Source organism: Lysinibacillus sp. BNK-21, from assembly GCF_048684915.1.
Lineage (GTDB): Bacteria > Bacillota > Bacilli > Bacillales_A > Planococcaceae > Lysinibacillus > Lysinibacillus capsici.
Window position 1 is genome coordinate 1707283 of record NZ_JBLQTS010000001.1, and the last position, 18809, is coordinate 1726091.

Here is an 18809-nt window from a genome sequence, read left to right on the forward strand (position 1 = left end):
CTACTGAAATGATACTACTCATTTCAGTTGTTTTTTGTTTGATCAAAAGATGAAAGGTGGAATTTCATGATTACAGTTATAGGAAGTTTAAATATGGATTTAGTTGTACAAATGAATGCTTTTCCAAAGCAGGGGGAAACCATTCTAGGTAACTCGTTTCAAACAGTTCCAGGAGGAAAAGGGGCTAATCAAGCAGTTGCCGCAGCTCGTCTTGGCAGTGAGGTGGCGATGGTTGGCTGTTTAGGGAATGATCATTTTGGTGAGACATTACATGCCGCTTTACAGCAAGAGCAGATTCAGACAAACGCCATTGTAAAAAGCACCACTGCTCCTACAGGCATTGCTAATATACTTATTTACAATAACGATAATCGAATTGTTGTCGTACCTGGAGCTAATTATGACCTAAGCATATCCCATCTTGAAGCTTCAAAAGAGTTGATACAAAAAAGTCACTTGGTAATTATACAGCTTGAAATCCCTAAAGAGACGACAGCCCATGCCATTCATTTATGTAAAGAAGCGGGTGTTCCGGTACTGTTAAACCCTGCTCCAGCAGCCAATTTTGATGTGCAGTGGATGGACGATATTACCTATTTAACACCTAACGAGACAGAATGTGCTGAAATTTTTAACGAGCCTGTGGAACAAGTTTTAGAAAAATATCCTAATAAATTAATCGTGACGCTAGGAAGTGATGGTGCACGTTATTTCGATGGCTCCTATCCAATTCATGTTCCAGGTTATATGACAACAGTCGTGGATACAACGGGCGCAGGTGATACCTTTAATGGTGCTTTAGCCTATGCTTTAGTAGAAGGGCAATCGTTGGATGAGGCTGTATATTTTGCTAATATCGCTGCTTCCTTATCTGTAGAGAAACTAGGTGCCCAAGGTGGAATGCCATTACTTGGAGCTGTTTATGCACGTATGGCTGGTTTGGAGGAATAGGACAAAGGTCAGCTATTCAGCAACCTTGGAGAGAAATCTCCAAGCCTAATACTTCTAAACTCATAGCTGGGACTATTCCCTTTAGTCTGTGTAGCAATCATATATGAAGCAGACAGGAAATAGGTGTAAGGATGAATTCCTATTTGTCGTATAAACGTATAAGTATATTGTCCTCTTTTCATCAATCCATGTATTAGAAAAGCCATAGTTTCATTTATAATGGTCTTATAGATACATACGAAAAGAGGTTTTGAGGATGACGAACATTGACAATACGCCAATCGAAAATACAACCTCAGCGAATAATATTTTGCCCCAATTTGTTGACCAACTACGACACTTGTATGGCATCATCGTCCAAAATACATATGTGAAAGATACAGCAAAACATTTAAATCGAATCATTCAAGATGCCAATAACCAGACGATGATTTTAATAGTTGGAAAAGAGCGGGTGGGCAAAACAACACTTGTGAATGGACTTCTAGGACGCGAAATATTATCGGTAGATGATCAGCATCCAACAAGTGTAAATACGTTTATACGCTACGGCGAGCAAGAAGAGATTAAAGCTTATTTTTTAGATGGTGTTGTCGCTGTATTTGATCTCAGTAAATTAGAGCTACTAACAACTGGCGATACGTTTGCTTCCCAGATTTTACGTGAACATTTAGATTACCTAGAAGTCTATTTGAAAAATGATTTATTAAAATCCGTGACAATAATTGATTCTGTGTCATTAGAAGCAGGCGGAGGAGAAATGGCTTATTTTTCAGAGGCGCTTATGAACCGTGTTGATGAAATTTTCTGGGTGTTACGCGCTGGTTCAATGGCAATGGATGCTGAACTTCTCTTGATTGAAACGTTAAAGAATAAAGGTGTTGAACCTTTATGTGTCATCAACGGCATCGATGATGAGGAACATGCTACAGCATTTATGGACTCTGAACAACAACGTATTGGTCATTTGATGAGTGATTTTATAGGGATTTCAGCAATTAATGCACTAGTAGCCAAACAAACAGACAGTCATGAGCTTTGGCAAAAAAGTCAGTATGATCAATTAATTGCTCACATTCATCGTGTGGCTGAAAATAGTGATAAAAAAACATATGCCATCCTAATTCGCTTCTTACAATGGCTTGAACGATTCCGCTTCGAATTAACTGTAATTCCACAACGAGATCCATTTCAATCTGCTGTAGAGAATATAGAAAAATACGCAGGCGATACCCAATATGAATATTCTCGCTATCAACGTGACTTAGCAATTGTCAAAGAATATGAGCAAGAATATGAACAGGTAGCGAACACGTTTAAACAGGTTCAAACACTGTATCAGCTATTACAAACGATAGCGCAACATGATTATTTACACGATTCCAAGGTGGAAGAATTTACTGAAATTGCTGTGCACTATCAACAAATGTTGCGTGAATACCGCAACATGCACAGTGAGTATTTACGCGAATATGAGCGTTTAGATGCACAACATAAAAAAATTCATGGTAAAGGTCTTATGAAAGCTTTCTTTGGCCAACATACGCAAAATGAATTTTTCAAAGAGCGTGTTCAAAAACTCAATGAGCAGCAAGAGGTTTGTGTCGCCCAATATGCCAAGGTACAACAAGCAGAGGTTTCAATGCTACAGGCGATTCGAGATACCCAGCCTTTTTTGATTGATTTAGTGAAAGTACGCATGAGCCGTATTGAACAAAAGGTACAGAAACTAAATCAACAGCGTGCAAAAGATAAGCGTCAGTTAAAGCGCTATGCTGAAAAATTAAATGAATTTTCTTGCTTAATCGAAGCACAGGGTTATATAAAAGAGCATCTTCAACCATTTTTAATGAATGAGCAAATGCCGTTGAAATCGAAGGATATTGCCATGCTTGAGGAAACTGTGCAGGCTATTTTAGCCATTGATTTATCAAACAATGGCTTACTCGCAAGAAGTCAAATGAATAATAAAATGGAAAGTATTGCAATACCTTTTGAGGTGCAAGAAAAATATCCCCTGCAAATGCTTGACTTAAGGGAAGAAGATGTAAAATCAAATGATATACCCGAAATACCTAAAAAATTAGTTGTACAATATGAAGATTAGGTTTTCACCAAACGTTCTAAAAGTAGCATGCTTTTAGAACGTTTTCTTTATGATATGAAACAAATCATTCCAGTTTTACGTATAAGTAGTAAGGAGGGATACACTTGATTGAAATAAATGGACGCTTCACGAATGCAAAAATCTTTGCGCAAACAGCATTACAAACAGCTGTTGATCAGATTCAAGAATTAACAGACCAGGCTTTTATGGCAGGCACTAAAGTACGTATTATGCCAGATTATCATGCGGGTAAAGGATGTGTCATTGGCACGACCATCCAATTGCAAGACCGTGTTGTACCCAATCTTGTCGGCATTGATGTGGGGTGTGGTGTATTTGTAGCACAACTTGACGTAACAACAGTTGATTTTGCTCAACTCGATGCCATCATTCGCACATATGTACCAAGTGGGCAGGATATTCATAAAGAAGTATCGCCAAGCCGACATTTTGTAGAGTTTGAAGGTAAACAATTTCGAGCAAGCGGCTTGAAAGACGACTATACGAACTTGTCATTAGGTACACTTGGGGGAGGCAACCATTTTATTGAACTTGCCAAAGATGAAGATGATCAGCACTATTTGCTCATCCATACGGGGTCACGCTATGTAGGGGCAAAGGTTGCTAATTGGCATCAAAAAAGAGCTTATGAAAATTTACGTCGAGAAGATTTGACAGAAAAAATAGAAGCAATGAAACAGCAAGGACGACAACAAGAGATTCAATCCATGATACAAGCCTATAAAGAACAAACACCGTTCGTTCCGAAAGACTTGTCATATTTAGAGGGGGAAGCTTTCCATGATTATATCCATGATATGAAGATTGCACAGCAATTTGCACGGATGAATCGTTGGACCATTGCAGAAACCATTGCTAAACAGATGGATTGGCATTTTACAGATACGTTTGATACGATTCATAACTATATCGATACAGAAACGATGACGCTTCGCAAAGGGGCTGTTCGTGCAAATAAAGATGAAAAGCTAGTTATTCCAATGAATATGCGGGATGGATCTCTGATTTGTATAGGGAAAGGCAATGCGGAATGGAATTATTCAGCCCCCCATGGAGCAGGACGCATGTTTTCACGACGCGCAGCGAAAAAAGCTTTGAATATGGCCGATTTTAAAGATACGATGCAGGGGATTTGGACAACATCAGTCAATGAAGAAACATTGGATGAGGCACCAATGGCCTATAAGCCGATGACAGAAATTACTTCTGCGATTAGGGAAACTGTAGATATTGTCAAAGTTATTAAACCTGTTTATAACTTTAAAGCGAGTGAAGCTGCAAAGCCATATGAGCGAAAGCGTTAAGGTAGAGAAGGAATCATCACTATAATCATTATTCTATAGATGATATAATATAGCTTCACAATGATGAAATGGGTGGTTTTTTTGGTATCTTCAAAAGATGTGGCGAAGCATGCTGGTGTCTCACAAACAACTGTATCTAGAGTATTGAATACACCAGAGCTTGTAAAGCCAAAAACAATTGAAAAAGTAATGCAGGCGATAGAGGAACTAAACTATGTGCCAAATGATATAGCAAGATCGCTTGTTCAGAAAAAAACAGGTATTATTACATTGATTTCGGGGCCCTTACACAACCCTTTTTTTGTTGATACAACTACAGCCATCGTGAATTATGTTAATGCACGTGGCTATAAAGTTAATGTCTATTTTGGCACAGAGGATAATCTTAATTCAATCTACAATGCCGTTTTAGAAACGAAAGCAGACGCAATTATATTGTCTTCTATGTTGTATCAAGATGATTTATTTTATAAACTAGAAAAACTAGCTATTCCATTTATTATGTTTAACCGTAAGCATAAAGAGAATAGACATTTTGTAGAAATTGATAATGTTCAAGCAGGTTACCTTGCGACCAAGCATGTCCTATCATTAGGGCATGACTCTTTATGTTGGATAGGGGGTCCACATCAAATGAGTACCTTCTATGGACGCTATCTGGGATTTGAACAAGCTTTACAGGATTATGGGCTAGATGCAAAATTAGTGCCTACTTTTTTAACGAACACCAATAAAATGGATATTGAACGTGCGTTTGCAGAGCTTTTACAACTCGAAAAAAGACCAACAGCTATTTGTGCTGCTACGGATGCCATTGCCATTGAAATATTGAATCTTTGTTTAGAGAGAGGTTTTCAGGTTCCGAGAGATTTTAATATCATTGGTATTGATAATGTAGAGCTTAGTAAACATCACTCTATTGCCTTAACAACTGTAGGTTTAACATCAGAAGAGAACTTAGGTTTTATTGCTATCGAAAAATTATTTGAGGTAATGGAGAAAAAAAGTACTTGCATTAGACAAACAGAGTCTGTTAAGATTTTCCCAAGAAATACAACGTGTAAAATAAACTGATAGACCATCAGTTTATTTTTTACACCAAAATGGTTACGTATTCATTTCTTTATTTTCTGAAATGAATACGTAACCATAAAAAGAAAGGAGTGAATTACGATTGAAAAAGGGCTTATGGATTAATGGAGAATGGAAGATGACTGCTGAATGGATGGAGATCCAATCTCCCTATTCACAAGAGGTATTGGCACACTTTGCGATGGCCACTGAAAAAGATGTACAGGAGGCCATTGAAAGTGCGCATGCTGCAGCTCCTCAAATGGCTGCATTAACTGCTTTTCAACGAGCAGAGATATTAGAGCAGTTATCCATCCTTTTTGCAGAAAATAGAGATGAAGCAGCAAGTATCATTGCAATGGAATCAGCCAAACCGTTAAAGTATGCTTACGCTGAAATTGATCGCACAGTTGAAACCTATAAATTTGCGGCAGAAGAAGCAAAGCGACTTACTGGTGAAATGGTTCCAATGGATGCATCAAAAAATGGAGAGGGGCGCTTTGCTTATACATTAAGAGAGCCAATCGGTGTTGTGGCAGCGATTACACCATTTAACTTTCCGCAAAATCTAGTAGCACACAAAGTTGGGCCAGCATTAGCTGCAGGCAATACGATTGTATTGAAACCTGCCACACAAACAGCGCTATCCGCCCATTTTTTGGCAAAATTATTGGCGCAAACAAATTTACCAGCAGGTGCCTTTAATCTTGTAACTGGACAAGGTAAATTAGTAGGCGATGCATTTTTAGCACATCCAAATGTTAAGATGATAACGTTTACAGGAAGTCCAGCGGTAGGGATTTCTCTACGCAATCGTGCAGGCTTGAAGAAAGTAACCTTAGAATTAGGTTCCAATGCAGGCGTAATTATCGATGAAGGGGTACAGCTAGAGCGTATTATGGATCGCATTGTGATGGGGGCCTTTTCCAACCAAGGTCAAGTCTGTATTTCTTTACAACGTATCTATGTCATGGAAAGTATGGTGGAGGAATTTTTAATTCGGCTGAAGGAAAAAATAGAGCAGCTTACAATTGGTGATCCAATGGATAATCAAACAGATCTTGCTATGATGATTTCACAAGCTGAACAACAGCGTGCTTATCAATGGATTAAAGAGGCAGTAGCTGAAGGGGCACAAGTAATTACAGGTGGTCACATTGACAATCATATTTTATTGCCCACTGTTTTATATAATGTTCAGCCACAGAGTCGTGTATCCTGTGAAGAAATTTTTGCACCTGTTGTTATCGTTAATACGGTATCCACCATTGATGAAGGGATAGCGGCTATCAATAATTCTCACTATGGCCTACAGGCAGGCATCTTCACTCCTTCTATTCAGACAGCTTTTCAGGCTACAAAAGCATTGCACGTTGGTGGAGTCATCATTAATGATGTACCTACTTATCGAGTAGATCACATGCCATATGGTGGTGTAAAGGAAAGCGGCACAGGCCGTGAAGGCATTAAATATGCGTTAGAAGAAATGACGGAAATGAAGCTAGTAATTTGGAATAACCAATAACTAATAATCACGAATGGAGATGGGAAAATGAAAATGATTAAACAACATCCAAAATTGTATGTGATGGACAATGGTACGATGCGAATGGATAAAAATTATATGATTGCGATGCACAATCCCGCAACCATCGATCATCCAAACCAGCCAAATGAATTTGTTGAATTCCCTGTTTATACAGTATTGATTGATCATCCAGAAGGCAAAATTCTATTTGATACTGCATGCAATCCAAACTCGATGGGTCCAGAAGGGCGATGGGGTGAATTTACGCAAAAAGCATTTCCTATTAATATGCCAGAAGAATGCTATTTACATCATCGTCTAGAAGAATTAAATGTTCGTCCAGAGGATATCAAATATGTTGTTGCTTCCCATTTGCATCTCGACCATGCAGGGTGCTTAGAACTCTTTACAAATGCCACAATTATTGTACAGGAAGATGAGTTTAATGGCACATTACAAACATATGCTAGAAACGTGAAAGACGGTGCCTATGTTTGGGGTGACATTGATATGTGGATTAAAAACAATCTACAATGGCGCTTAATCAAACGTGGCGAGGATCATGTAAAACTAGCTGAAGGGATACAAGTATTAAATTTTGGTAGTGGTCATGCTTGGGGAATGCTAGGTTTGCATATTCAAATGCCTGACACAGGTGGTATTATTTTAGCCTCAGATGCCATTTATACGGCAGAAAGCTTTGGGCCTCCTGTCAAGCCACCAGGCATTATCTACGATTCTGTAGGCTATAATTCAACAGTGGAACGGATTCGAAGACTAGCAAATGAAACAAATTCACAGGTATGGTTTGGCCATGATCCTATTCAATTTAAATCATTTAGAAAATCAACGGAAGGCTATTATGAATAGATAGGAGTAGAGAAGCCATGCATAAATTAACCTTTACGCCTGCTAGCTATACTGGCTGGGGCTGTTTGAGTCAGCTTCTGCTAGAGGTAAAGAAGTTTAACGCTCACAATATTTTGATCGTGACAGATCCATTATTAAAAGAAATAGGTCTAACGGACAATGTTGAAAAGCCTTTGATTGAGAAAGGCTATACAACGACCATTTATACGGATATTGCACCAGAGCCTCCGCTTGCAATTGGCGAAAAACTGGTTGATTTTACGAGAAAGCATCCATTTGATTTGGTGATTGGTGTAGGTGGGGGCAGTGCACTGGATTTAGCAAAGCTTGCCGCCGTATTAGCAAAACATGATGGAAAAGTTGCAGATTATTTAAACCTAACAGGAACGAAAACATTAGATAATAAAGGGTTACCTAAAATCTTAATTCCTACCACTTCTGGGACAGGCTCGGAGGTAACAAATATTTCTGTGCTATCACTGGATACAACCAAGGATGTTGTGACACATGATTATTTATTAGCGGATGTAGCGATTGTAGATCCTGCCTTAACGATTTCCTTACCATCGAAGGTGACAGCGGCGACTGGGGTAGACGCGTTAACTCATGCGATAGAAGCCTACGTATCAGTAAATGCGAATGCAGTAACGGATGCACTTGCACTACAAGCTATCCGTTTAATTAGCCAGTCAATACGAACAGCTGTCCATAATGGGCAAGACAAGCAAGCGCGCACAGATATGAGTTATGGCAGCTATTTAGCAGGGTTAGCCTTTTTCAATGCCGGTGTAGCAGGCGTCCATGCTTTAGCCTATCCCCTGGGAGGTCAGTTCCATATAGCTCATGGTGATTCCAATGCAGTACTATTACCATATGTCATGGGGTATATTCGTCAAAGCTGTGAAAAACGAATGAAAGATATTTTAGATGCCATGGGGATATCATCTTCCTATTTATCGCAAGAAGAGGCTTCCTATAAATGTGTTGACGCCTTACAACAACTCGTTCAAGATGTGAAAATTCCCTCAACATTACAAGGATTCAATATCCCTGCATCAGCACTTGAACAGCTAACAGAGGATGCTACAAAACAAACGCGTATTTTAGCGCGAAGTCCAATGCCATTAAAGCGTGAAGATATCTATCAAATCTATCAAGCTGCCTTTGATGGTGTGGTAAGGGAACCATAAAGAACCTGAGAAACGTTGATTTTTCAACGTTTCTCTTTTATTGCATCTTTTGAAAATCCCACAAGCAAGATAGATACCTAAAAAAATCTGCCTTAATGGCAGATTTTTTATAAGAAATATTATGCTTCTGTATCTGGTGTAAATGTACGTGTAGCCAATTCTGCATCTAGCATAAAGATTGCGTTTGAGTCAGTTTCGATACGCTCGATTTTACGAATTAATGTATCAAATGTAGATTCTTCTTCTACTTGCTCGTCGATAAACCATTTTAAGAAGGCCATTGTCGCATGCTCACGTTCATCTAAAGCAATGTCTGATAAATTGTAAATACGGCGTGTTACTTCTTTTTCGTGTGATAGAGCCGTTTTAAAGGCATCTAAAATGGATTCGAAATGATTGCCTGGGCTTTCAAAACCTTGAATTGTTGCGCGGTAGCCCATATCACTTAAGAAATTATAAAATTTCATGGCATGGAAGCGTTCTTCTTCTGCTTGTACTAAAAAGAAGTTAGCGAAGCCATCATAATCTTGATCTGTGCAATAGGCTGCCATTGCCATATAGGCATGCGCAGAGTAGAATTCAAAATTCATTTGTTCATTAAGAGCTGTGTGTAGTTTTTCAGATAACATAAAAGTTTTCCTCCTTTTGCAGTAAATGACTTCTTTACTAGTATACAGCGTAGAGGCAGTAACATACAAAAAATTTAATTTTTAAAGCAATTCATGCAAAAAAATAATTGATATTCGTTCTCAATTAGAAAATACCTTCTTTTATATTTTTAAGAAAATAAAAAAATCGCCCCGATCGTAATCGAAGCGATTTTTCATTATTATTGTTCTTGTTTCTTTTGATTTTTGACACCGATTAGGTAGCCACCTAATGCGATAGCAATTAAGACAATCCAGAAAATAGCTTTCCAAAGAGTGGAGTGGGGGAATTCGTGTGGAATCACACCCAATTTTTCATGTGCTAATGTTAATACAGCTAATTTTACACCAACCCAGCCGACAATTAGGAAAGCAGCTGTTTCAAGTGATGGGAATTTGTCGAGAACCTTTACAAACCAACGAGCTGCGAAACGCATCATGATGACACCAATAATACCACCTAAGAACATCACTGCGAACTGACCTGCGTTAATACCGCCAATATCAAAATCACCGATATGTGGAAGTGTGACAGCAATGGCAACCGCCGCAAGAATAGAATCCACAGCAAATGCGATATCAGCAAGTTCTACTTTTACAACCGTCATCCAGAAGCCAGATTGTTTTTTCGGCTCTTGAATTTCTTCGGAGTTTTGAGATGCTTTCCGTGAATCATAAATATGCTTAATAGACATAAACAGTAGATAAGCGGCACCTATTGCTTGAATCTGCCAGAAATTAACGAGCGTTGTAATAAGGAATAATGCGGCAAAACGGAAAACAAATGCCCCCACCAATCCATACAATAAAGCTTTTTGTTGTTGTGCCTTTGGTAAATGTTTAACCATAACAGCCATTACGACGGCGTTGTCTGCTGCTAACAAACCTTCTAGTACAATTAATACGACAAGTACCCATGCGTATTCTAAAAATATTGCCTCCAAATTTATTGCCTCCTTTAATTGTTGAACAGAAATGAATGGCTTGCTAACTTATTCTTTCCCTATTTTAAGCAAAAGAAAAAGACCCCTGCCTAAAAAATAGGCAAAGGTCTTGCTAAGCAATTAACTGTTCGTTGCACAGAAAGTGTTCTGTGTGACAAGAAATGCCATCACACCCGATGGTAATATACCATGTAATGACGAATGTGAATCAGATGCTTCGATCGCATCTGCTAGCTACTCCCCTTTGACAATAAAGTCAAAAGCTATTCAATTCTTACTAACATAGTAACATGCAACATTTTAAAAGTAAATAAAAATATACTGCTATGGAGAAAAAATACTTTTCCGTTACGTTTGCACAAATGGTACTATTAAAAGATAGGCAAAATTTTTACAACTTAGAGAGGAGACAAACATGTATAGAAAATTTTTTTCCTACTACAAGCCACATAAACGATTGTTTGTCATCGATTTTTCGAGTGCCATTATTGTAGCAATCTTAGAGCTTGCGTTTCCATTGGCTGTTCAATGGTTTATCGATGAGTTATTGCCAACAGGGGATTGGGGCATGATCGTGAAAATAAGTGTCCTATTACTGCTTGTTTATGCCATTAGTACATTATTGAACTTTATCGTTAACTATTTAGGGCATAAACTAGGCATAAATATCGAAACGGATATGCGTCAGGAATTATTTACGCATGTACAAAGGCAATCTTTCCGATTCTTTGATAATACGAAAACAGGTCATATTATGAGTCGCATTACCAATGATTTGTTTGATATAGGTGAGTTTGCCCATCATGGACCAGAGGATCTCTTTATTGCGATCATGACCTTTGTTGGGGCCTTTGCCATTATGTTTAATGTCAATCCAACACTCGCTTTGATTGCAGCGATTATGGTGCCATTTTTAACATGGCTTGTGACATTTAGTAATATAAAAATGAACAATGCTTGGAAAACGATGTATGGCAAAATTGCTGATGTGAACGGACGTGTAGAGGATAGTGTGTCTGGTGTCCGTGTTGTGAAATCCTTTACAAATGAAGATTTTGAAATTAAACGCTTTAAGGAGCAAAATGGATATTTCCGTACGGCTAAATTATATGCCTATAAAATTATGGCAGGGACACACTCCAGTATTTACATGATGACGCGCCTCCTTACATTAATGGTGTTAGTGGTCGGGGCTTGGCTAAGCTTTAATGGGAAATTATCTTATGGGGAGCTAGTGAGCTTTGTTTTATATACGAATGTCCTGATTAAACCAATTGATAAAATTAGTGCTTTATTAGAGCTTTATCCGAAAGGAATGGCTGGCTTTAAGCGCTTCCGTGAATTAATTGAACAGGAGCCAGAAATTCAAGATCGTGAGGATGCAAAGGTTATAAAACATTTAGATGGAAATATTGCCTTCAATCACGTTCATTTTAATTATGATGCATCCAAACAGGTTTTACATGATATATCATTTGATGTAAAAGCTGGCCAAACCATTGCCTTTGTAGGGCCTTCGGGTGCTGGTAAAACTACAATCTGCTCATTGATTCCTCGATTTTATGAGGTGACAAAAGGCGCTATTACGATTGATGGTATCGATATACGTAATATGACACAAGCGTCATTACGTGCTCAAATTGGTATCGTACAGCAGGACGTCTTTTTATTTACAGGTACGATTCGTGAAAACATTGCCTATGGAAAATTAGATGCAAGTGAAGCGGAAATTCGAGAGGCAGCGAAAAAAGCACATCTAGAGGCATTTATTGCAGAGCTGCCCGATGGCTATGATACACAAATAGGTGAACGTGGCTTAAAATTATCAGGAGGACAAAAGCAACGACTAGCGATTGCTCGTATGTTCCTAAAGAACCCGCCTATCTTAATTTTAGACGAGGCAACCTCTGCCTTAGATACAGAAACAGAAATGATTATTCAGCAATCGTTAACAGAGCTTGCTGAAAATCGTACAACACTAGTTATTGCCCATCGACTGGCAACTATTCGCAATGCTGATCGTGTATTAGTTGTGACACCGAAGGGCATTGAAGAGGATGGTACCTATGATGAGCTAGTGGCTCAAAATGGGATTTTTGCAAAGCTTCATCATATTCAATTTCACAAGGGACAAACAGAACAAAGCGTTCAGAAAGAGTTTGTGGAATTGACGTAAATGAAGGAGGGGGAGATTGTTTTTTTAAACAATTTCCCTTTTTTGGTTGCTTCCCTTAGTTACTTGTACAACTGCTTATGTGGTAGCCAAAGGACACTGACATGCATAGTGAAGGTTTATGTGGAAAGAGGGAATCGATTGAAGGTAATGCCATCGAATATGCATAGGGTAACAGGTCAAATCTTTAATATGGAAAATGGAACATTCATTTATGAATCATAGAAGGAATGTTTAGCAGGTAAATCGAATAGAACATTACAGTTCACAATAAAGGTCATAAAATAGAGGTGAAGCAATGGATAACGAAAAAATTATCGGTCAAACGAAAAGTGTGGGTTTTCAAATCGGGGTTAGAAGGACATTTCCAATTTCGCAGGAGCAAGCATGGGCATTGATTACGACAACAGAAGGAGTACGTACATGGCTGGGGGAAGACACTTCAGTTATATTCGAACCTGGGTACAAATACCATTCAAAGACAGGGACAGGCGAAATCAGGATTGTTAAACCATTAGAGCAGCTTCGATTGACTTGGCAAAAGGAAGAGTGGTCAAAACCATCTACCGTACAAATCCGTATTTTACCCAAAGAGCGTAATAAAACAACTATTAGCTTTCATCAAGAACATCTTTCTAATCAGACAGTACGAGAAGAAATGAAAGGTCATTGGGAAAGTGTACTGGACCTTATAAAAGAAAGAGTCCAAAATAGTTGAGCGAATAAAAATAGCATCCCTTCACAATGGATAAGGATGCTATTTGTTTTTATGTGGAGAATCTTTGTTCTCATGCCCTTTTGAAGTTCGTGTATAATCCTGAGGAGCAAGCGCTTTGTTCCGCTCAGTATAGCCTTTGGGTGATAATCGAAAGATGGATTTTTTAATGGTTGCCCAATTTAGATCTGTTGCTAGATTCATGTAAGAGTAGCCGTAAATTCGAATATTACTTAAATAAAGCAGTGTCAGGTATAAAGAAACAAAGAAGCCAAATAACCCGAAAAAGGCACTAGCAAAGATAAAGGCAACGCGTAATATGCTAACTGAAGTAACAAGTGACTGATTCACTAATGTAAAGGAAGCAATGGTAGAAATAGCGATGACAACGATCATTTCAGGACTCGTTACACCTGCTCGAATGGCTGCATCCCCAATAATTAATCCACCTACAACACTGATGGTCCCACCAATAACGGAAGGGAGACGCAAGCCTGCTTCACGAAATAATTCAAACATCAGCAGCATCAGCAACATTTCAAGCGAAGAGGGGAGCGGTAAGCCAGCCTTCGCTTGCACGACGGTTGCGAGTAGTTGAAGCGGCAGTTGGTTTTGGTGATAGGTTGTCAAGGCAAGCCAGAATGCAGGAAGTAGTAAGCCGATTAAAATACCAAATATTCTTAATAATCGTTCCAGTGAACTGAAAATAATAGGATATTCATTATCCTCAGCTGATTTCAGTAAGAGAAACAAATTGACAGGGGTAATGATGGCATAGGCGACGCCATCTACAAAAATAATAAAACGTCCTCTTGCTAAGGCCTGAACCGCATAATCAGGTCGTCCAGTATAATCAAACTTCGGAAAAAGCTTGGAATTTTTATTCACCCGTTCCATCAATAAATCGCCACTAAAAACAATATCTGTATCCACAGCAGCAAGCTGCTTTTTGATGCCATGTAAAATATCCATATCCACAATATCATCAAAATAAAGAATGGCTACCGTAGTTTTTGATCGTTTCCCAAGCTCCACTTTTTCCACACAAAATGAATTGGTCGGCAAACGTTTTCTTATAAGTGCGATATTGACGCGAATATCTTCAATGAAATTATCTCTGGGCCCTTTAACAAGAACCTCCATGCGCGTTTCTTCAGGCTGGCGATTCGGCTTTTGGGCAATATTGCTTGCATATAAAAGATTGTCTTCGTCAAAATACAACAACAAGAAGCCACTATAGACAAAAGTTATCAGCTGTTCCTTGTCTTGTACTTTTTGAATACTTGGAACATGAAGATGCCTTGCGATATTCTCTTCAAAGGGAACCTCATCCAAATGATCATATAAATATTGAATACGTTGAATAATCACTTCATTAAGCATTTGTTGATCAATCATAGCATCACACGTAATAAAGTGTACTTTCTGCTGATTAAACATATATTCCTGAAATTGAATATCTGCTGATTTTTGAAATAATTTTCTGAGCGTACTAAGATCTAGCGCTTGTTCTTGCTGAGGCATTATGATTCACCACTTTTCTTATCTTGTTTTTCAGTTTTCCCCTTTTTAGAAGATTTATCCGACAAGAAAGCTACGACTACGAAAAATATTGACAGTAAAAAGAAAAAAATAAAAGTGGCTGCCAGAATATAATGTCCTTTTACTTTTAAAAATAGGCTTTCATTTAGCATGATTAATGGTAAACAAAGAATAAAGAAGGGAGGAGCAAGCATTTGCCATATACGCTTGGGATCTCCTGTCATCTTCAATAAATCTGCCACAATGTACAAAAGGAAGCTAACACGAATAAAGGTTCCTGTCAGCCATTGATAAATGGAGAAAAAGTCAAGATGCTCGATATAGCGACCGATTGTCACTAATCCCCATTCTTCGTAGGCAGGATAGCGTTGCTTAGCTGCTTCATTCGGTCCAAATTCTGTAATGGCCCCAATTAATGGTCCTAATGTCAGTCCTACTAAAATGGCCAGCATAATAGCAAAATGGTACCAGCGAATACGTTCCTTAAATTGATGCTGTAAAAATAGCAACATTAAAAGCTCAATAAACCCGGATGCAGGGAAAATCATGCCTCGCAATACAGGCTGGAATCCATGTTCAAAAAATGGACGCAATAATTCATAATCTTTCACCTGCATGTTCGTAAAGGCAACGAAAAAGCCAAAGATAACTACACCGAATAATACAAAAACGTTTAAAATGACAATTGTCTGTAAGCTAGTCGCCACAAGAAGAATACACAGAATGGTATAGATAAATAATAAGATGATAACAGGCGTTTGCGGTAAAAATGTAGTATTAATCCATTGCAATGTTTCAACCATTGTAAAAGCTGCCATAATCATTAAAAAAATAGCAACTGTATAAATAACAATAGTAGAGCCAATTTTCCCGATTTTTGAATCAAGCCAATCTCGGATGGGCTCCTGATTAGATTTTGATTGAATATATACTAATAAAAATAGCCAAAAGAAAATAATTCCTCCAGCAAACAATACGGATAGCCAGCCATCTCTTTTGGCCACATCTAGTAGCGGAGGAATAATGGTTACATGATTTTTTAAGCCAATAACAGTCATTGATAGGAAGATGACATGTAAAATACTGATTGATCCTACACTTTTCATGTTGAAAACCCTCTAACATTGATTGATACATATTAGCTTTGACAAAAAAAGTCGGCTTTATAAGCAGAAAATGGTATGGTTTCATGAAAAAACGAGGTATTGGATGACACCATCATCCAATACCTCGTCATAGGAAAAGTAAGCTAAATTAATGAATATATTTTGTGCTTACAAGATCTTCTTTTAAGACATCTGTTGGGATTTCAAACTCTACAACGCCCATATAGCCAGGTGCCACTTCATATTTATCAAAGGAAATCACAAGCTTGCCTTTATCAGAAATGTAGAATTGCTGATCAGGTTTAATAGTTGTAAATTCCTCCATTAACTCTTCATCGGCAAGGCCAGCACCCTTTACCCAATAAACTTTATCTTGATTCGATTCAGCTATTTGTGTACGCATTTGTTCTTTAATATTTTCACTAATTGTTTCAATATAGTGTTGATCTTTAAAGAGCATTGGTAAGGTAATTAAAATTTCGTTTTCTTTATCGATCGTATCGTATTCCATCACCGTTGAAGAAGAAGCAACGGTATTCACTACATAGCGGCCAATCGACAAAATTTGTTCGTTATCAGTTTTGATTTCGTAGCCACTATCAATACCTAAATGACCACCGCCATTTAATTTTAAATCGCCCACTTCTGCCATAAATTCATCGTAAAGTGTCTTACCTTCTGCACGATATTTTTCATTTAATGTATTCGCCAGATCTTGATTTTCTAAGTTTTCAATAGAAGGTACTTTAATGTTGGCATCATAATTATCTTCAGCCACTTCATATTCTGTCCAAGTCAATACTTTTATCACACTACCAACCACGGGAATTTCTGAGAGTGTGCGTGCCATTGCAGGACTTACATTTAAACCAGCTGTAAATAGCATGGCTGCAGCGGCAGATCCAAGGACCCATTGAGGTGTACGATTTTTTTTCTTTTTTCGACCTTGCTTAAGTGCTTTTTCAACCACGAAGTCTAGCTCTTTTGGAATCGGGACTTTCATATATTGTTTTTCTAACTCCTGTAATTTTTTATCCATGTGCAGTTTCTCCCTTCACATCTTCCAATTGGATTTTCAATAGTTTTAATGCTTTATAAAGACGCGATTTGGCTGTACTCAACTTAATGTCGAGGATGTTCGCCACGTCAGCGAGTTTTAAATCCTCGAAATAATGGAGAATGACAACCTCTCGATACATTTGCGGGAGTTCATCCAACGCATGCTCCAAGTCAACATTCTCATAAACATCCTCTTGAGCAGGTGTTAAATATTGTAATGTATCATCATCTGTCACTTGTAAGCGTTTATGCTTACGTAAAAAATCTATGGCTGTACGAACAACTATTTTATAAAACCAGCTTTTCATATAGGTCACATTCTCAAGTCGATCTAATGAAAGCATGGCTTTTTGGATACTGTCTTGTACAACATCTAGTGCGTCCTGTTCATTTTTTGTATAGCTATACGCGAGCAAATAAAAACGCTCTTTTTGTTCTCGAATGAATTGGACAAACACCTCTTCATGTTGAAATGCATTTCTTGTTCTCATGTCCAAAGAAGCTCCTTTTTAACATTATCAAATTGTATACATTTACTAGACGTACGAGGAGAGGGAAAAAGTTGATACCATGAAAAAAACTTACCCCAATTGAGATAAGTTTGATCCTTCTATAGTATTGGCATACGTTAGTATAACGGCTGATCATGAAAAATAGTCATATGTATTTTTCAAGAGTAATAGAATGGTCACAACGATAAATAATTTACGTACATAGCCACTGCCGCGTTTAATGGCAAATTTTGAACCAACAATAGCTCCTGCAATTTGCGCAAGACCCATTGGTAGTCCATAGGCATAATTTATTTGTCCTAAGTATATAAACATAAGGAGGGCAGCTACATTACTGCCGAAATTTAAAAATTTGGCGTTTCCTGCTGATTGTAAAAAATCATAGCCAACTATGAGAAAAGCAAAGAGTAGAAACGAGCCTGTCCCAGGACCTAAAAAGCCATCATAAAAGCCAATAAGTGTAATCACGAAAACAAAAATAATAGAACGCTTAGGGGTTAATTGTTTAAAGGTGGTCATACTGCCCCAGTCTTTTTTAAAGATGGTATAAATGGCAACGACTGCAAGCATAATCAGCATTAATGGCTTCAGTACACTTGGGTCCATTAAGTGGACAATCCAAGCACCCAGCATAGAGCCAAAAAAGACGAAGGGGAATAGCTTATAGACGGCTTTTATATCTAGTTTACCAGAGCGATAAAATGTCACTGTGCTAGTAAGGGAACCCATTGTACCTGCCAATTTATTGGTTGCTACTGCAGCAGAGGGAGGAAGACCAACGAACATAAGAGCTGGTAATGAGATAAGCCCACCTCCTCCAACCACTGAATCAATAAAGGCTGCTAAAAAACCGAAGAGGATTAAAATTAATAAAATATTTACATCTAAATCAAAAGGCACAAAAGGTCATCTCTTTTCTATCATAATAATCTGATAGTAGCGAACTGAGGATAGGCTGTAAATACTCTAGCTGCTATTTTTTAATAGAAATAAATGAAGTGATCCAATAAGAAATGACGATAATTTCTACATAACTCAAAAAAATTCTACTTGGAGTCATTATTTTGAT

16 protein-coding genes are annotated in these 18809 nt (G+C 38.0%); 9 read left to right on the forward strand and 7 right to left on the reverse strand.

Translation table 11 applies throughout. From position 1 onward, the window contains the following. Positions 1-66: 66 nt before the first annotated feature. The 7 genes from rbsK to ACMGGO_RS08645 all read left to right on the forward strand — a co-directional run bounded on the left by rbsK (position 67) and on the right by ACMGGO_RS08645 (position 9042). Positions 67-951 (forward strand): ribokinase, encoded by an 885-nt coding sequence (gene rbsK, locus ACMGGO_RS08615; RefSeq protein WP_115673341.1) that lies wholly within the window; start codon positions 67-69, stop codon positions 949-951. A gap of 256 nt (positions 952-1207) precedes the next feature. Beyond that, positions 1208-3058: a dynamin family protein gene (locus ACMGGO_RS08620; RefSeq protein ID WP_048392390.1), complete on the forward strand. Its 1851-nt coding sequence runs from the start codon at positions 1208-1210 to the stop codon at positions 3056-3058. A gap of 104 nt (positions 3059-3162) precedes the next feature. Continuing rightward, on the forward strand, positions 3163-4383 hold the full coding sequence (locus ACMGGO_RS08625) for an RtcB family protein (RefSeq protein WP_054550473.1): 1221 nt from the start codon (positions 3163-3165) through the stop codon (positions 4381-4383). A 72-nt stretch (positions 4384-4455) separates the two neighbouring features. Further along, entirely contained in the window at positions 4456-5457 is a 1002-nt protein-coding gene (locus ACMGGO_RS08630; RefSeq protein WP_231595618.1) for a LacI family DNA-binding transcriptional regulator, read from the forward strand. Positions 5458-5557: 100 nt separating this feature from the next. Next, positions 5558-6979, forward strand: coding sequence for an aldehyde dehydrogenase family protein (locus ACMGGO_RS08635; RefSeq protein WP_054550472.1), 1422 nt, complete (start codon positions 5558-5560; stop codon positions 6977-6979). Between the two features lie 27 nt (positions 6980-7006). Beyond that, a complete protein-coding gene (ahlS, locus tag ACMGGO_RS08640; protein WP_048392394.1) occupies positions 7007-7852 on the forward strand; it encodes an AhlS family quorum-quenching N-acyl homoserine lactonase in 846 nt (281 codons plus the stop codon). Between the two features lie 17 nt (positions 7853-7869). After that, complete coding sequence (locus ACMGGO_RS08645) at positions 7870-9042, forward strand: iron-containing alcohol dehydrogenase (RefSeq protein WP_054550470.1); 1173 nt, start codon at positions 7870-7872, stop codon at positions 9040-9042. Between the two features lie 119 nt (positions 9043-9161). Here ACMGGO_RS08645 and ACMGGO_RS08650 read toward each other — a convergent pair whose 3' ends face one another. Together ACMGGO_RS08650 and ACMGGO_RS08655 are read right to left on the reverse strand one after the other, a co-directional pair. Beyond that, entirely contained in the window at positions 9162-9671 is a 510-nt protein-coding gene (locus ACMGGO_RS08650) for a ferritin (RefSeq protein ID WP_048392396.1), read from the reverse strand. Between the two features lie 200 nt (positions 9672-9871). Beyond that, the gene (locus ACMGGO_RS08655; RefSeq protein WP_016994674.1) at positions 9872-10633 is read right to left on the reverse strand and encodes a TerC family protein; all 762 of its coding nucleotides are present in this window, start codon (positions 10631-10633) and stop codon (positions 9872-9874) included. Positions 10634-11048: 415 nt separating this feature from the next. On the opposite strand from ACMGGO_RS08655, the gene ACMGGO_RS08660 reads away from it, so the two are divergent. Both ACMGGO_RS08660 and ACMGGO_RS08665 read left to right on the forward strand, forming a co-directional pair. After that, on the forward strand, positions 11049-12809 hold the full coding sequence (locus tag ACMGGO_RS08660) for an ABC transporter ATP-binding protein (protein WP_420281784.1): 1761 nt from the start codon (positions 11049-11051) through the stop codon (positions 12807-12809). Positions 12810-13104: 295 nt separating this feature from the next. Beyond that, entirely contained in the window at positions 13105-13524 is a 420-nt protein-coding gene (locus ACMGGO_RS08665; RefSeq protein ID WP_387255165.1) for an SRPBCC family protein, read from the forward strand. Between the two features lie 39 nt (positions 13525-13563). Here ACMGGO_RS08665 and ACMGGO_RS08670 read toward each other — a convergent pair whose 3' ends face one another. The 5 genes from ACMGGO_RS08670 to ACMGGO_RS08690 form a co-directional block, all read right to left on the reverse strand. Beyond that, the gene (locus ACMGGO_RS08670; protein ID WP_048392399.1) at positions 13564-15045 is read right to left on the reverse strand and encodes a spore germination protein; all 1482 of its coding nucleotides are present in this window, start codon (positions 15043-15045) and stop codon (positions 13564-13566) included. Beyond that, positions 15045-16169, reverse strand: coding sequence for a GerAB/ArcD/ProY family transporter (locus ACMGGO_RS08675; RefSeq protein ID WP_420281785.1), 1125 nt, complete (start codon positions 16167-16169; stop codon positions 15045-15047). Before ACMGGO_RS08675 ends, ACMGGO_RS08670 begins: the two co-directional genes overlap by 1 nt. A 148-nt stretch (positions 16170-16317) precedes the next feature. Next, positions 16318-17208, reverse strand: a complete 891-nt coding sequence (locus ACMGGO_RS08680) for an RsiV family protein (RefSeq protein WP_054550465.1) — start codon at positions 17206-17208, stop codon at positions 16318-16320. Then, positions 17201-17719, reverse strand: coding sequence for a sigma-70 family RNA polymerase sigma factor (locus tag ACMGGO_RS08685; protein WP_004230723.1), 519 nt, complete (start codon positions 17717-17719; stop codon positions 17201-17203). Before ACMGGO_RS08685 ends, ACMGGO_RS08680 begins: the two co-directional genes overlap by 8 nt. A gap of 153 nt (positions 17720-17872) precedes the next feature. Further along, positions 17873-18640 (reverse strand): sulfite exporter TauE/SafE family protein, encoded by a 768-nt coding sequence (locus ACMGGO_RS08690; RefSeq protein ID WP_066037790.1) that lies wholly within the window; start codon positions 18638-18640, stop codon positions 17873-17875. Positions 18641-18809: the final 169 nt, after the last annotated feature.

What these genes read in the sequence shown, in the direction of transcription:
- rbsK (WP_115673341.1), top strand. Translation starts at nt 67, where the DNA reads ATGATTACAGTTATAGGAAGTTTAAATATGGATTTAGTTGTACAAATG.
- ACMGGO_RS08620 (WP_048392390.1), top strand. Translation starts at nt 1,208, where the DNA reads ATGACGAACATTGACAATACGCCAATCGAAAATACAACCTCAGCGAAT.
- ahlS (WP_048392394.1), top strand. Translation starts at nt 7,007, where the DNA reads ATGAAAATGATTAAACAACATCCAAAATTGTATGTGATGGACAATGGT.
- ACMGGO_RS08645 (WP_054550470.1), top strand. Translation starts at nt 7,870, where the DNA reads ATGCATAAATTAACCTTTACGCCTGCTAGCTATACTGGCTGGGGCTGT.
- ACMGGO_RS08650 (WP_048392396.1), bottom strand. Translation starts at nt 9,671, where the DNA reads ATGTTATCTGAAAAACTACACACAGCTCTTAATGAACAAATGAATTTT.
- ACMGGO_RS08660 (WP_420281784.1), top strand. Translation starts at nt 11,049, where the DNA reads ATGTATAGAAAATTTTTTTCCTACTACAAGCCACATAAACGATTGTTT.
- ACMGGO_RS08665 (WP_387255165.1), top strand. Translation starts at nt 13,105, where the DNA reads ATGGATAACGAAAAAATTATCGGTCAAACGAAAAGTGTGGGTTTTCAA.
- ACMGGO_RS08670 (WP_048392399.1), bottom strand. Translation starts at nt 15,045, where the DNA reads ATGCCTCAGCAAGAACAAGCGCTAGATCTTAGTACGCTCAGAAAATTA.
- ACMGGO_RS08675 (WP_420281785.1), bottom strand. Translation starts at nt 16,169, where the DNA reads ATGAAAAGTGTAGGATCAATCAGTATTTTACATGTCATCTTCCTATCA.
- ACMGGO_RS08680 (WP_054550465.1), bottom strand. Translation starts at nt 17,208, where the DNA reads ATGGATAAAAAATTACAGGAGTTAGAAAAACAATATATGAAAGTCCCG.
- ACMGGO_RS08685 (WP_004230723.1), bottom strand. Translation starts at nt 17,719, where the DNA reads ATGAGAACAAGAAATGCATTTCAACATGAAGAGGTGTTTGTCCAATTC.